12 protein-coding genes are annotated in these 14666 nt (G+C 71.2%); 4 read left to right on the top strand and 8 right to left on the bottom strand.

Annotated elements, in window-relative coordinates; genetic code table 11:
- The first annotated feature begins 25 nt into the window (after positions 1 to 25).
- Positions 26 to 904 (top strand): cytochrome P450 family protein, encoded by an 879-nt coding sequence (locus ACZ61C_RS19990; protein WP_465308726.1) that lies wholly within the window; start codon positions 26 to 28, stop codon positions 902 to 904.
- 31 nt (positions 905 to 935) lie between these two features.
- Here the strand turns inward: ACZ61C_RS19990 and glmM are convergent, their stop codons facing one another.
- The 3 genes from glmM to rplM form a co-directional block, all read right to left on the bottom strand.
- Complete coding sequence (gene glmM, locus ACZ61C_RS19985) at positions 936 to 2270, bottom strand: phosphoglucosamine mutase (protein WP_465308724.1); 1335 nt, start codon at positions 2268 to 2270, stop codon at positions 936 to 938.
- Positions 2271 to 2449: 179 nt separating this feature from the next.
- Positions 2450 to 2965 carry a 30S ribosomal protein S9 gene (gene rpsI, locus ACZ61C_RS19980; RefSeq protein ID WP_465308722.1) on the bottom strand — a complete coding sequence of 172 codons (516 nt, stop codon included), beginning with the start codon at positions 2963 to 2965 and terminating at the stop codon, positions 2450 to 2452.
- A 14-nt stretch (positions 2966 to 2979) separates the two neighbouring features.
- Positions 2980 to 3432, bottom strand: a complete 453-nt coding sequence (rplM, locus tag ACZ61C_RS19975; protein WP_465308720.1) for a 50S ribosomal protein L13 — start codon at positions 3430 to 3432, stop codon at positions 2980 to 2982.
- A 259-nt stretch (positions 3433 to 3691) separates the two neighbouring features.
- Between rplM and ACZ61C_RS19970 the strand changes: the two genes are divergently transcribed.
- On the top strand, positions 3692 to 4585 hold the full coding sequence (locus ACZ61C_RS19970; RefSeq protein ID WP_465308718.1) for a hypothetical protein: 894 nt from the start codon (positions 3692 to 3694) through the stop codon (positions 4583 to 4585).
- A 22-nt stretch (positions 4586 to 4607) separates the two neighbouring features.
- Positions 4608 to 5288 carry a DUF4333 domain-containing protein gene (locus ACZ61C_RS19965; protein ID WP_465308716.1) on the top strand — a complete coding sequence of 227 codons (681 nt, stop codon included), beginning with the start codon at positions 4608 to 4610 and terminating at the stop codon, positions 5286 to 5288.
- Between the two features lie 144 nt (positions 5289 to 5432).
- Here the strand turns inward: ACZ61C_RS19965 and ACZ61C_RS19960 are convergent, their stop codons facing one another.
- The 5 genes from ACZ61C_RS19960 to eccCa all read right to left on the bottom strand — a co-directional run bounded on the left by ACZ61C_RS19960 (position 5433) and on the right by eccCa (position 12967).
- Positions 5433 to 5726 (bottom strand): WXG100 family type VII secretion target, encoded by a 294-nt coding sequence (locus ACZ61C_RS19960; protein WP_465308714.1) that lies wholly within the window; start codon positions 5724 to 5726, stop codon positions 5433 to 5435.
- Positions 5727 to 5787: 61 nt separating this feature from the next.
- Positions 5788 to 6105, bottom strand: coding sequence for a WXG100 family type VII secretion target (locus tag ACZ61C_RS19955; RefSeq protein WP_465308712.1), 318 nt, complete (start codon positions 6103 to 6105; stop codon positions 5788 to 5790).
- A 252-nt stretch (positions 6106 to 6357) separates the two neighbouring features.
- On the bottom strand, positions 6358 to 6711 hold the full coding sequence (locus ACZ61C_RS19950; RefSeq protein WP_465308710.1) for a hypothetical protein: 354 nt from the start codon (positions 6709 to 6711) through the stop codon (positions 6358 to 6360).
- Between the two features lie 14 nt (positions 6712 to 6725).
- Positions 6726 to 8744: a type VII secretion-associated protein gene (locus ACZ61C_RS19945; protein ID WP_465308708.1), complete on the bottom strand. Its 2019-nt coding sequence runs from the start codon at positions 8742 to 8744 to the stop codon at positions 6726 to 6728.
- A 206-nt stretch (positions 8745 to 8950) separates the two neighbouring features.
- Positions 8951 to 12967 (bottom strand): type VII secretion protein EccCa, encoded by a 4017-nt coding sequence (gene eccCa / locus ACZ61C_RS19940; RefSeq protein WP_465308706.1) that lies wholly within the window; start codon positions 12965 to 12967, stop codon positions 8951 to 8953.
- Positions 12968 to 13281: 314 nt separating this feature from the next.
- On the opposite strand from eccCa, the gene eccD reads away from it, so the two are divergent.
- The gene (eccD, locus tag ACZ61C_RS19935) at positions 13282 to 14646 is read left to right on the top strand and encodes a type VII secretion integral membrane protein EccD (RefSeq protein ID WP_465308704.1); all 1365 of its coding nucleotides are present in this window, start codon (positions 13282 to 13284) and stop codon (positions 14644 to 14646) included.
- Positions 14647 to 14666: the final 20 nt, after the last annotated feature.

The following is a 14666-nucleotide window of genomic DNA, read 5'->3' as shown; positions in this document are numbered from 1 at the left end:
CATCCTGCCCTACCGTGGGCAGGCGATGGACGAGTTCGAGCGGCACGGGATCCGGGTGGTCTCCGGTCGCGACGCGTGTGTGCACGCCCTGCGTTCCCCCGACCTGACCTCCGACCCCGGCGGCGGCTCACCGAGCGTCCTGCTGCGCGACGGCGAAGGCCACACGCGGGTGCGCGGAGTCCTGCGGGAGATCATCGCCGGGCTCGAGCCGCTGCCGGAGTCGCTGCGCGCGTCCATCGAGACGGTCGTGAGCGAGCTCGGGACGTCGTTCGACCTGGTGCGCGACTTCGCCCGGCCGATCGCGGGCGCCGTCACGGCGGCGGTGCTGGGGGTGCCGCTCGACGACGTCTTCCTGGACCACCTGGAACGGACGACGGCGAACCTCGACGTCCTCGGCGGCGCCGACCGGGCGGCCCAGGCGTCGGCATTCCGGCTGTCGGTGCAGCTCAGCCGGGCCACCGCCGGGCCGGGCGGGCTGACGGCGTTGCGGGCGGCGCACGCGGCCGGGCGGATCGACGACGACGAGCTCGCCATCAACCCGGTCGTCCTGGCCCACGCGGCCTACGAGAACTCGCTGAACTTCCTGGCCTGCGCCGGGCTGGAGCTGGCTTCTTCGCACCCGCGCGGTGTGCGTGACCTGGTCACCACGATCTGCCCGGCCCGGTACGTCCTGCGCTTCGGCCCGGACGGGCCGGTGGCCGTCTCACTGGCCGACGGCCTGCCGTTCGGCCTCGGGCGGCACGCGTGCCCGGGCTCCGGCGTCGCGGTGGCCGAGGGTGAGATCGCGCTCGGCGCGCTGGCGAAGCTCTTGAGCGGCGGGTGCCGGGTGGGCGACGTCCAGTGGAAGACCCACCCGGTGTTCCACGGCCTGGTCTCGGCGCAAGTTGTCGTGAGTGGCAATTAGGGTTCTAACCCGAATTACCACTCACGACGGGTTACGAGACGGCTGAGACGACGCCGGCCAGGCGGTCGGCCGCCGCCTGCGCCGTGGCCTGGGCCGGGGCCTCCACCATCACACGGACCAGCTGCTCGGTCCCGGACGGCCGCAGCAGCACCCGGCCCTCCTCGCCCAGCTCGGCCTCGACCTCGTCGACGGCGTCGCGGACCTCGGTCGAGCCGGCCACCGCCGCCTTGTCCGCGACCGGGACGTTCACCAGCACCTGCGGCAGGCGGTTCATCACGGCCGCCAGGTCGGCGAGGGACTTGCCCGTCTCGGCCATGCGGCTCATCAGGCGCAGCGCGGTGAGCAGGCCGTCACCCGTGGTGGCGTGCGCCGGCAGGACGACGTGGCCGGACTGCTCGCCGCCGAGGGCGAAGCCGCTGGCGCGGAGCTCCTCGAGGACGTAGCGGTCACCGACCGCCGTCGTGACGACGTTGATGCTGTGGGCCTTCATGGCCAGGTGCAGGCCGAGGTTGCTCATCACGGTCGCGACCAGCGTGTCCTTGTGCAGCTCACCGGACTCGGCCAGCGCCAGGGCCAGCACCGCCATGATCTGGTCGCCGTCCACGAGCTCGCCCGCGGAGTCGACGGCCACGCAGCGGTCGGCGTCGCCGTCGTGGGCGATGCCGAGGTCGGCGCCGTGCTCGACGACCGCCTTGCGCAGCTTCTCGGGGTGGTTCGAGCCGCAGTGGTCGTTGATGTTGACGCCGTCCGGCTCGGCGAACAGCGCGACGACCTCGGCCCCCGCCCGGCGGTAGATCTCGGGGGCGGCGGCCGACGACGCGCCGTTCGCGCAGTCGACGACGATCTTCAGCCCGGCCAGCGAGTGCGGCGTCGCAGCGAGGAGGTGGGTGGCGTAGCGGTCGAGGGCGTCGTCGACGTCGTGGACGCGGCCGACGCCGGTGCCGGTCGGGCGGACCTTGCCGTCGGCCAGGCCGGCTTCGATCTCGTCCTCGATGCCGTCGGGGAGCTTGTGCCCGCCCGCGGCGAAGAGCTTGATGCCGTTGTCGGGCATCGGGTTGTGCGACGCGGAGATCATCACACCGAGGTCGGCCTCGAGCGAGCCGACCAGGTACGCGACAGCCGGCGTCGGCAGCACGCCGACGCGGAGCACGTCGGCCCCGGCGGAGGTGAGGCCCGCCACGACGGCGGCCTCGAGCATCTCACCGCTGGCGCGCGGGTCGCGGCCGACCACCGCGACCGGCCGGTGCGAGCGGTCGTGCGCGGCCAGCACGCGGGCGGCGCTGGCCGCCACCGCCAGCGCCAGCTCCGGCGTCAGCTCGGCGTTGGCCAGGCCACGGACCCCGTCGGTACCGAACAGGCGTGCCATCGATGGACCTCCTCAGTGCGGTTACGACAGTGCAACCACCACGACAACGTAGCGGCCCTCCCGGGCCGCGCTACCCCTGGATGTCGCTCCGGACCCCGGAAACGACACAGTCTGTGAAAACGCCGAAGCGCCCATCCGATGGACGGATGGGCGCTCCGGTGGTTGCGCCAGGGGCGCGATCAGCGCTTGCTGTACTGCGGGGCCTTGCGGGCCTTCTTGAGGCCGTACTTCTTCCGCTCCGTGGCGCGCGCGTCACGGGTGAGGAAGCCGGCCTTCTTGAGGGCCGGGCGGTCGTCGGCGTCGACCTCGATGAGCGCACGGGCGATCGCGAGGCGCAGCGCGCCCGCCTGGCCCGAGACGCCGCCACCGTGGAGGTTGGCGAAGATGTCGAACGAGTCCGGCTTCTCGACCAGGACCAGCGGCTCACGGATGAGCTGCTGGTGCACCTTGTTCGGGAAGTACTCCTCGAGGGTGCGGCCGTTGAGCTTGAACTCGCCGGTGCCCGGGACGACGCGCACGCGGACGACGGCTTCCTTGCGGCGGCCGACGGTCTGCGCGTTGCCGCCGGCGGCGCGCGAGGGACGCGGGGCGGCCTCGGACTCGCTGGTGGCGACGGGGGTCTCGCTGGTCGCGACGGCGCCGGTCTCGGTCGCCTCGGTCGTGACCTCGGCGGTCTCGGTCTCGGTGCTGGTCACAGACTGTTCCTCACTCACTGCGCGACCTGCGCGATCTTGGTGATCTCGCGCACCTGCGGCTGCTGCGCGGTGTGCGGGTGCTGCGGGCCGGCGTAGACCTTCAGCTTCTTCGCCTGGGCGCGGCCGAGCTTGTTCTTCGGCAGCATGCCCTTGACGACCTTCTCGAGAAGGTGTTCGGGCTTGGAGTCGAGCAGCTCGCCGAACGAGCGCTTCCGCAGACCGCCCGGGTAACCGCTGTGCCGGTACGCGAACTTCTGCTCGCGCTTGTTTCCGGTGAGCGCGACCTTCTCGGCGTTGACGATGATGACGAAGTCACCGGTGTCCACGTGCGGGGCGTAGGTCGGCTTGTGCTTGCCGCGCAGCAGCGTGGCGACCTCGGTCGCGAGCCGGCCGAGCACGACATCCTCGGCGTCGATCACGTGCCAGGCACGAGTGACGTCGCCGGGCTTGGGGCTGTACGTGGGCAAGGGTCTACCTCGTCGTCAACATTGCGTGTGGGTTCTGTGCGGGCCTAGCGCTGATGCGCCGCAACGCACAACGACATATGAAGATACCCCCACGTCCGCCGCGGCCACGCATCGGGGGTGGGTCCAGGGGCCGGAACAGTCCCGGCCCGCAGCGACTGTACCCGGTTTTCCGGCCGAAGTGCCTGCACTCGCCGCCTCGACACGCGAGGATGAGACGATCCGGGCGACACGGTGCTTTCCATCGGAGCGGGGGACGGCGATGAGCAGACGACCGACGGCGATCTTCGTCCTGGCGGCCGTCCTGGCCCTGGTCAGCGCGTGCGGCACGGCCAAGGCCGGCACGGCGCTGCCGAAGGGCGACGACGCGGCGGACTACGTCGGCGGCAAGTTCGAGCAGGTCATCGGCAAGCTCGGCGACGCCATCACCGACACGCGCGACGTCACCAACTCGCTCGACGCCTACTTCAAGTTCGACGACAAGTGGATCCACAGCACGGTGACGTCGGCCCGCACCGGCAGCCCGGAGAACCGCGTCGTGCGGCACCGGTCGCAGAAGAACCCCGACGAGATCATCGACACATACACCCCCGCGGACGGCGCGGTCGAGTACACCTACCTCGGCCCGATGTACGTGAACGCGGGCGTCTCGCCGACGGCGTGGGTGTCGATGCCGAAGCCGGAGGCCGGGCTGATCCTGCCGTGCGCCTGGGGCGGGGTGCTGACGCCGTGCCGGATGGCGGACTCGACCGTCGAGGCCTACAAGGCCGACAAGCGCGCGGTCCGCGGGGCGAAGAGCCTCGGCGACGGGAAGACCGCGCTGACGGTCAACGTGCCGTTCGAGATCTTCGTCAAGGACAAGGTCGAGATCCTGCCGCAGAGCATCGTCGGCCAGGTGGGCCCGGAGCTGAAGAAGGCGATGGTGCCGACGACGATCACGCTGAACCCGGACGGCAGCCTCGCCTCGTTCGCGATGGAGGCCAAGTTCGCCGGCGACGGCCACCAGCTCGAGCTCAAGTACGACTTCCGGTTCACCGGCAAGGCGAGCCTGCAGGACATGCCCAAGCTGCCGGACCCGGCGCAGATCACGGTGCTGCCCGACCGCGCGGCCATGGACGAGTTCTACCGCCGGCTCGGCGAAGCGCAGGGCCAGTGACCACGACCCGAGGTGAACACCGATGACCCAGCCGCCCGACCCGCGGCAGCCCCAGTGGTGGCAGCCGCCGGCGAACCCGCAGCAGCCGAACGCGCCGGCGTGGCAGCCGGAGCAGCAGCCGACCGGCCAGCACGCCGGCCAGTGGCAGCAGAACCCCGAGCCGCCCACCGGCTCGTACACGGGCCAGTGGAACCCGGCCCAGCCCGGCACGACCGGGTCGTTTTCCGGGCCGTGGCAGCCGAACGCCACTCCCGGCGGCGGCTGGCCGGCCCAGCCGGGGACACCGCCCGGCGGCGGTCCGGCGCAGGGGCAGCAGCAGTACGGCGGCGGGTTCCAGCCGACGCAGTACGGCGGCCTGGGCGCGTTCACGCCGGAGCCGGCCCGGAAGCCGAAGTCGAAGAAGCCGTTGCTGATCGCGGGGATCGCGGTCGTGGTGCTGGTGCTCGGCGGCGGCGCGGCGTGGCTGCTGGGCGCGTTCCGCGGCGACGTGCTCGACCAGCAGTCCCTTGAGGACGGTGTGGTGAAGGTCCTCAACGAGAACTACGGCGAGCCGGACGTGAAGAACGCGCAGTGCCCTTCGGACCAGGCCGCTCGCAACGGGACGACGTTCGACTGCACGGTGCAGATCGGCGGCCAGGAGAAGAAGGTGACGGTGCGGGTGCTGAACGACCGGCCGGAGTACGAGGTCGGCGCGCCGCACTGAGTTTTTGTTGCGGGTGAAGCGGAAGCGATCGAGCAGAACATGCAGCCCGCGGCACCCGCGTCCGCACTTCCCCGCCGCACCAACGAAAACGGCGGGCCCTGCACCGAAGTGCGGGCCCGCCGGTGTGTTTCCGGGGCTAGCGGCTCAGAACAGGCCTTCGACGGCGTTGTCCGTGGCCTGGTAGCCGTCGGCGATCTGCGGGAGGGCGGCGGCGATCTGGGCCAGAACCTGCTTGAGGTCCTCGAACTTCTGGTCCCAGGTGCGCTGGGCCGCGTCGTAGGACTCCTTGGCCGAACCGGTCCACGTGGTGACCAGCGGCTTGAGGTCGTCCTTCAGGCGGTCGAACGCCTGCTGCAGCTCGCCACCGGTGCTGTTGCAGTCATCGGCGGCCGCGTGGATGGTGGCATAATTGACGACAATGCCGGCGTCGCTGGGCATATTCGCTCCTTCGGTGCTGAGAAAGTTTTGGTGTACGGGAAGAAAAGTTCAGGGGTGAAGCTCAGCCGAGCGCTTCGAAGCCCTTGTTCAGGGCGCCGATGGTCTCCTGCTGCTGCTGCTCGGAACGCGCGTACTTCGAACCGGCCTCGCGGAGCAGGTCGGCGATGCGCTGCAGCGCCTGGTTCATCTGGCGCGCGTCGTCGTCGAACCGCATCATCACGTGGTCGAACGCCTTCTGCGCCTCGCCCTTCCACCCGGCGCGGGTGGCCTCGATGCGGTCGCGGAGCGTCGCGAGGTTCTGGTCCATGCCGGTGCGGACCTCGGTCACGCGGCCTTCGGCTTCGGTGAACTGCTGCGGTGTTCCCTGGAATCCACTCATGGTGGAACCCCCTTCGTAAGTGTTGTCGTCCGTACCGGGCTTGTTCGTTTGTACGGCCCTACGACGCAGACATTGCCATGTCCGGTTCCCCCTTGTCGTGGTTTGCCGGCAAGTAGTTGCTTGCGGGAACGCTCGCGTCCGGAACCGGTCGCCGCCGGTATTGGCCGCGTGCCACGACACGGCGATGCGTCACCCGGAAATGCGCTTCCTACCAGGGGAGTTAGCACACGCACAGCGATCACTCGCCGAGGATCAGCGATCCCGATTCATGATTCGCATCTGGGAAAAGTCCTCCTCGTCGTCACCCGTTCGAGGGGGCCGGGCGGGAGATTGCGAACGCGAAGGAACCGAATCGGCGGGATCGGGAACCGGAACGGACAGTCCCCGGGCGCGGCGGAACCGTTCGGCGGCGGCGCGCAGCGTGCCCGGAGTCGGGTCGCCGGACTTCACGCCGCGGCCGCTTTGCTTGAGCAATTCGACGTTTTCGCTGTGGTGACGCCGGTTGCGCGCCACGGCGTTCCCCGCGACGCGCCGGGCGTGCGTCACCGCGTCCTGGCCGATCCGTTTGAAGGACGCCGCGGCGCTTTCGAATTCCTCGGACGGCACCGCGCGCCCTCCTCTCAGTTCACGATTTCGGCGGTGCGCACGGCCTGCGTGCACGCCGCGTCGACCCGGCCCTTCAGCTGGTCCGTGGCGTACTGGCAGCCGACGTGGACGCGGACCCGGCCCTTCGCCACGACGTACCAGTCGACCTGGATGTCGGGGCGGTCCGGCTTGACCTGGTGGTAGAAGATCACCGTCCGGCCCGCGTACGACGCGCTCGGGTTGTACGCGCTGTACTGCTGCCGCGAGTCGGTCTCCACACCCCGCCGGAGCTCGTCCGCGAGCTTCTGCGGGTCGGCGGTCGCGTCGTAGTCCATGACGTACTCCTGCGCGACCAGGAGGTCGTTGCCGTCGCGGGACTCCTGCGGATGGATCACGACCTGGCGCTCGGCGACGCGGTCGTCGGTCTGGACCCAGTCCTCGGGTGCGACGAACTTGAAGTCGTACTGCGAGAGCGTCCGGCCGCTTTCGGGCTGGGCGCCCGAGTCGCTGAACACGAAGATCCCCCCGACGACGAGCGCGGCCACGACGACCACCGCGCCCGCGACGATCCCCCACAGCTTCCGGCGGCTCTTCTTCTCCGGCGCCGCGGAGGAGCCGCCGGGGCGGTTGCCGCCCGGGGCGGGCTGCCCCGCGGGCGGGGTCCACGGCGGCCGGGCGACCGGCTGGCCGTGCGGTGGTGACGGCGGCGGGCCCCCGCGGTTCGGGAACCCGTTGGCGGCCGGCGGGCCCGGTGTGCGCGGCGGCGCCGGACGTTGGCCGGCGTCGGCCGGGCGCGGGGCGGCGTCACCGGGCCGGACGACTTCGGTGCGCTGCGCCGCCGGGCCGAGGGCGCCGCCCGGGACCGCGCCCAGCCGGGCCATCGCCTCGCCGGGGAGCGCGCCGGTGCGGTCCGGGTCCACGAGCACGGCCCGCAGCGCGCCGCGCGCGACGACCGTCTCGGGCTGGTCCAGGCTCGTCGGCACGACGCCGGTGCGTTCGTGCACCAGGCGCGAGATCATCGGGATCCGGCTCGACCCGCCGACCAGGAAGATCGCTGTGAGCTGCTTCGGGCGCAGGCCCGCGTCGCCGATCGCCGCGACCGTCAGCTCCACCGCGCGCCCGAGCGGGGCCGTGATCAGCCGCTCCAGGTCCTCGCGGGTGACGTGCGCGTCGGCGAACGGCGGCGGCATCGGCACGTCGGTGTAGGCGTGCCGGGAGAGGGTTTCCTTCGCGCCGCGCACGTCCTGGCGCAGCACCCGGCGGCGGCGCCGGTCGACCAGCTCACGCCCTTCGACGAGCTGGCGCCACGCGTCCTGGTCGGCCCCCGCCACGAGCGCGCCGACGTGCTCCAGCAGCGCCTGGTCGATGTCCGCGCCGCCGAACGCCGGGTCACCGCGGGTCGCGAGCACCTGGAAGCCGCCGCGCTGGGGACGCCCGGAGCGGTCGCGGGCGGGGTCCGGCGGGAGCCGGCGGACCACACTGACGTCGACCGTGCCGCCGCCGAGGTCCAGCACCGCGAGTGCGTCCCCCGGGCGGCCGCTGAACTCCACGGTGCGGTCGTTGGTGACGTCCTGCGGCGCGAACGTCGCCGCGTGGTAGACCGCCGCGGCGACCGGCTCCGGCACCAGCGCGACCTCGCGCGCCAGCCCGCCCGCGGCCTGCCGCAGCAGCCGGGTGCGGATGGCGCCCCAGTCCGCGGGGTGGGTCAGCACGAGCAGGTCGACCTCGGCCTCGCCGGCGAGACGGCGCGCTTCGGCGACCGCCCGGCCCAGGACCGCGTGCACGACGTCGGTGACCCGCAGGACGCTGTCGCCGAGCAGCAGCTCACCCTCGTCGATCCGGCGTTTCGGGTTCGGCTCGTAGCGCGACGGGTCGACGGCCGCCTGCCGCTCGGCCTCCTGGCCGACGAACAGCGTGCCGTCCGCCGCCGCGAACACCGCCGAGGACATCAGCGGCTGGCCGTCGATCACCACGACCTGCGGATCGCGCCCGTTCACCGAAGCGACAACGCAGGTGCTCGACGTCCCGAAGTCCACCGCAACCCGGACCGTCACCAGCAGCTCCCGAAACAGTTCTTGTCGCGTTCCCCCGCGCCCGGCCGACGGGGCGATCCCTCGCGGAGGAACCTACCCTTCGCCACCGGGCGTTCCGCGGGGCGTTCCCGATCCGGCCAAAAGAAGGCCGCCGCCCCGCGGAACGTAACCGTTCCGCGAAACCGTTCGGCCGTGACTGTGGTCGGATCGGGAACAAACAACACAGCTCAGTCGGGGTTGATCCACGACACCTGCATGAGCTGCTTGCCGTACTTCCGGGTCAGCATCATGCCCCGGCCCGGCGGCATCGCGCTCGCCTTGATGTTGCCGACCAGCGCACCCTCGTCGCGGGAGCCGTTCATGACCATGCCCGGCGCCGCGATCTCCTTGAGCTTGCCGATGATCGGGTCGTACATCGCCTTCGACGCGCCACCGGTGCGTCGCACGACCACCAGGTGCAGGCCGACGTCCTTGGCCTGGGGCAGGAAGTCGGAGATCTTGCGCAGCGGGTTGTTCGTCGACGTCGCCACCAGGTCGTAGTCGTCGACCAGGACGAACAACTCCGGGCCCTTCCACCACGAACGGGTCTTCAGCTGCTCCTGCGTGACGTCCGGGCCGGGCAGGCGCCGGGTCATCGAGTTGAAGACGTCGCTGACCATGCTCTCCAGCTGCGCGGCCGACACCGCGTACCCCAGCAGCGAGTCACCCTGGACGAACCCGAGCATCGTGCGCCGGTAGTCGACCAGCAGGATCAGCGCCTCCTTCGCGGAGTAGCGCTCGGAAATGCCCCGGGCGATCTGCCGCAGCAGGTTCGTCTTGCCCGACTCGCCGTCGGCGAACGCGTAGAAGTGCGGCTCGGCGTTGAAGTCGAGGTAGATCGGCTGCAGGTCCTCTTCGTTGACGCCGATCGGGATCAGCTTCGAGTCCCGGACCTGGTCGAGCTTGAGCACCTCGTCGTAGGTGATCATCTCCGGCAGCAGCCGGACCTGCGGCGCGATCCGGCCGCGCCAGGCGCCCTTGACCTTCGCGACCGCGTCGGCCACGCCGGAGGCGATCGTCTCCGGGTCGCTCGAGCCGTCGATCCGCGGGAGGCCGCCCAGCAGGTGCAGCTTCTCCCGCGTCAGGCCCCGGCCCGGCCGCCCGGCCGGGATGTTCACCGCGACCCGGCGGTCGATGTCGGACTCGGTCGGGTCACCCAGGCGCAGCTCGAACCGGGTGCCGATCATGTCCTTGATCGCCGGGCGGATGTCCGCCCACCGGTTGGCGGCGATGACGACGTGCACGCCGTAGGACAGACCCTGCGTGGCCAGCCGGGTGATCGTCGTTTCCAGCTCTTCGAAGTCGTCGCGCAGCGCGCGCCAGTTGTCCACGATCAGGAACGCGTCCCCGAACGGGTCCTGGTCCGCGCGGATCTCGCCGCGGCGCTTGCGGTTGCGGAACTCGGTCATCGAGTCGATGCCCATCGCCCCGAACCGGCCTTCGCGCTCGGTCAGCAACGTGGTCAGCTCGGCCACGATCCGGCGCGCCTTGTCCGGCTCCCGCCGCGCCACGGCCACACCGCCGACGTGCGGCAGGTCGGCCAGACCGGCCAAGGTGCCACCACCGAGGTCCAGGCAGTAGAACTGTGCCTCTTCCGGGGTGTGGGTCAGCGCCATCGACATGATCAGCGTCCGCAGCATCGTCGACTTGCCCGACTGCGGACCGCCGACGATCACGCCGTGCCCGGACGCGCCGGAGAAGTCCGCCCACAGCGGGTCACGGCGCTGCTCGTACGGCCGGTCGATGATGCCCAGCGGCACCTGCAGCCGTCCGTTGCCGAAGAAGCCGACCGGAGACAGGCCGCGGTCGTCGGTCGGGTTCAGGTTCGGCAGCAGCGTGTCGAGCGAGCTCGGGTCCTTCAACGGCGGCAGCCACACCTCGTGCGCCGGCGGGCCCTGCCCGATCAGCCGCGAGACGATGACGTCCAGCTCGCTGGGCTCGACGGCCTCTTCGGACTGCCGCTCCTCGACCTTCGGCGCCGCCTCGAGCAGCTCCGGTTCCGGCTCCTTCGGCAGCTCGACGAAGTCCGGGACGAACAGCTGCGGCCGCTTGTCCGCGCGGACCACGGTCGCCGCCGGGCCCGCCGCCTGGATGCCGGCCGGCCGGTACGGGCCCGAGACGTAGGACGCCTTGAACCGCACCAGCGTGGAGGTGTCGAACTTGAGGTACCCGCCGCCGGGCACCGACGGCAGCTCGAACGCGTCCGGCACGCCGATCGCGGCGCGGGACTCCGCCGCGGAGAACGTCTTCAGGCCGATCCGGTACGACAGGTGCGAGTCCAGGCCGCGCAGCTTGCCCTCTTCCAGGCGCTGCGAGGCGAGCAGCATGTGCATCTGCAGCGACCGGCCCAGCCGGCCGATGGCGACGAACAGGTCGATGAAGTCCGGCTTCGCCGCCAGCAGCTCGGAGAACTCGTCGCAGACGATGAACAGGGCGGGCAGCGGGTCGAGGTCCGCGCCGTTCTCACGGGCTTTCTCGTATTCCCAGACGTTCTTGAAGTTACCGCCGTTCTTCAGCGCCTCCTGGCGCCGGTTCATCTCGCCGGCCAGCGCGTCCTTCATGCGGTCGACCAGCGTGACTTCGTCGGCGAGGTTGGTGATGACCGCGGAGACGTGCGGCGCCTTGTCGAGGCCGAGGAAGGTCGCGCCACCCTTGAAGTCGACGAGGACGAAGTTGAGCGTCGACGACGAGTGCGTCGCCAGCATGCCCAGCACCAGCGTGCGGAGGAACTCCGACTTGCCGGAACCGGTCGCACCGATGCACAGGCCGTGCGGGCCCATGCCTTCGGCGGCGGCTTCCTTGATGTCCAGCTCGACCGGCTGCCCGTACTCACCGACCCCGAACGGGACGCGGTAGCGGTCACGGATCGGGCGGGGCCGCCACGCCTGCTGGACGTCGAAGGTCATCGGGTCGCCCGGGATGCCGAGCAGCTCCAGCAGCGACGGGTTGGACAGCAGCGGCTCTTCGTCGCTGACGTCCTGCCCCGCCGCGCCACCGACGCGGTAGGGCGAGATGAGCCGCGCCAGCGACTCGGTCTCGACCAGGCTCAGGGTGTCCGGGCGGCCGAACCACTCGACCCCGCCGGCGCTGCGCGCGCCGAGCCGGTCGGCCTCCACGACCAGCCGGAGGCCACGGCGGGCGGCGAGGTTGCCGATGGAGTCGGAGAGGTCGATCAGCGTGACGCCGACCAGGCCCTCTTCGAGGATGATCTGCTCTTCGCGGGTGACCTCGGCGTCGTCGACGATGATCACGACGTGCGGCTGGTCCGGCGCCGGGGTGGCGTTGCGGGAGAAGCGCTGGCGGTCACGCAGCTCTTCGTCGAGCCAGTTTTCGATCTGGGCCAGCGAACCGGCCATCATGCGGAGCTGGCCGATGCCGTCCGACAGCGTGGGGTGCTGGGCGTGCGGCAGCCACTTCGCCCACTCCCACTCCTCCTTCGCGCGGCCCGCGGTGGCGACCGCGATCAGCACGTCGTCCGGGCTGTGGAAGGTGACCATCTGCGCGAGCATCGCGCGGGTCAGGCCGCGGGTCAGGGCGCGGTCGCCCTGCATGCTCACCGCGGCGAACCCGCGGAGCGTGATCTGGGTGGGAAGGTCCGGCACGATCGAGTGCGCGCGCACGAACCGGCGCAGCGCGAGGGTGGCGATCGGCTCCAGCTCGTCGACCGGCCCGGTCTGCGGCGGGACCAGCCGCGTCGCGAGGCGGTGCGAGCTGCGCCCGACGCGCAGGTGCAGGAAGTCCTGGTCGTTCTGGCGGCGCTCCCACATCCGGCGGCTGGCGGCCAGCGACCAGAGGGACTGGGGGTCGGGGTGGACCCACTCGAGCGCGGCGCGCTGGTCGACCATCGCCTCGCGGGCGCGGTCGCGCATCTGGCCCAGGTACCGGAGGTAGTCCTTGCGGTCTTCGTCCATCTCGGCGCGCTTGGCGCCACCGCCCTTGCCGCCCCCGCCGCCGGCCATCATCCCGAGCGTGCCGACGACCATCATGCCGCCCATGGCCATCATCATCGGGTTCCGGTTGCTGGCCTGGAACATGAAGACCATCATCCCGAGCGACGCGACGATCATGACGATCGGCAGCGCCTTCATGACGATGTTGCCGGGGATGACACGCGGCACCTCGGGCGGCGGCTCGAGGTGCACCTCACCGCCCGGCGGGCGCGGTGCCGCCAGCCGCGGCGACTTCTTGAACTGCAGCGTGCTCATCGAAGGACCCCTCTTCAAACTCGACGATGGCGGCCACCGTTTTAGTGCACAAGGTGCGCGGACAACCTATCGAACGTCCCGGCGGAATTCCGGCGGATGCCGGATCCGTCTGCCGGGCCCGCCCTGACCTCGCCTGACGAGTGTAGGGCCCGCCACCGACAGTAATGCCGGGCTCCGGCCGCCGACCAGCGGATGACGGTGAATTTCGGACGTTCGGTGATGTCCGCGCCCGGGTCCGGTATAAGTTCCCCCGGGAGCAGTCTCATCAGAGCGGGGGCAGTGCAGTGGCTACGGGCACGACAGTTTTCAGCAGGGTGACGGTCGTCGCGCCTTCGACCCGGATCGACGTGGCGCTGCCCGCCGACGTCGCGGTGGCCGACCTCCTCCCGATGCTGCTGGACATGGCGAAGGAGTCGTCGCCGGACGGCGGCGCCCGCCACGGCGGCTGGGCGCTGGCGAAGCTCGGTGACGCCCCGCTCGACCCGAGCCGCACGCTGGCTTCGCTCGGCGTCGTCGACGGTGAGCTGCTGCAGCTGCGCAAGCGCAACGAGAACCCGCCGCCGCCGCTCTACGACGACGTCGTCGACGCGATCGCGGAGTCCTCCCCGGACAGCTTCCGGCCCTGGACCAAGGAAACGGCGAACCGCTTCGGGCACGTCGCAGGCGGGCTGGCGCTGGTCGCCGCCGCCATCGCGCTGTTCATGAGCGGGTCGTTCTACGGCGGCAGCGCGCTCGGCGCGGCCATCGCCGGCGGCATCGGCGCGATCGCGTGCGTCGCGGTCGGCGCGACGCTCGCCAAGGCCTACCAGGCGGAGGCGACCGGGGTGCTGATCGCCGCGGCCGGCGGCCTGCCGCTGGCGTTCGTGAGCGGCTTCTACATCGTGCCCGGGTTGTCCCTGCGGGCGAACCTGCTGCTCGGCGCGGTCCTCGTGATCATCGTCGCCTCGGTCTGCATCATGGTCATCGGCGCCGGCATCACGACGTTCATCGCGGCCGCGACCGCGGGCACCTTCGGCGCGCTGGCCTTCCTCTTCGGCACGCTCGTCGCGCACCCGGGCGCCGGCATCGCGGCCGGCACGGTCGCCGTCGCCCTCGCCTGCATCTCGGTCCTGCCGCGCGCCACGATCTGGCTCGCGAAGCTGCCGCTCCCGCACGTCCCGGGCAGCGCGGAGGAGCTCAAGGAGGACTCGGGTTTCCCCGACTACCGGGCGATCGAGCGCCGCACGGCGATCGCGCACAACTACATGACCGGCCTGATGATCGGCTGCGGCGCCACGGTCGCGGTGGCCGCGATCATCGCCGCCACCGCGCCCGGCGCGTTCGGGATCATCCTGGGTGTCGTCGCGAGCCTCGTCCTGATGCTGCGCGCCCGCGCGTACGCGAACGGCAGCCAGGCGATCGCGCTGCTCACCACGGGCCTGGTGTCGGCGACCGGGATCGCCGCCGGCTGGCTGGTTTCGGCGAGCGCCCAGAACCGCCTGCTCTACGTCTTCGGGGTGCTGGTCCTGCTCGCCGCGGGCGCGCTCGTGGTCGGCGTGATCTTCCCGAACCAGCGCTTCTCGCCGCCGCTGCGGCGCACCGTGGAGATCATCGAAGCGCTCTGCATCGCTTCGGTGCTGCCGCTCGCCCTGGGTGTGATGGACCTTTACACCACCCTGCGGCACCTGAACTTCAAGTGACCGGATCGGGTGACTCTCGG

Source organism: Amycolatopsis sp. NPDC104587 (assembly GCF_055583645.1).
Note: the sequence above shows the minus strand (reverse complement) of the source record. Positions and strands in the feature narration are given on the sequence as shown.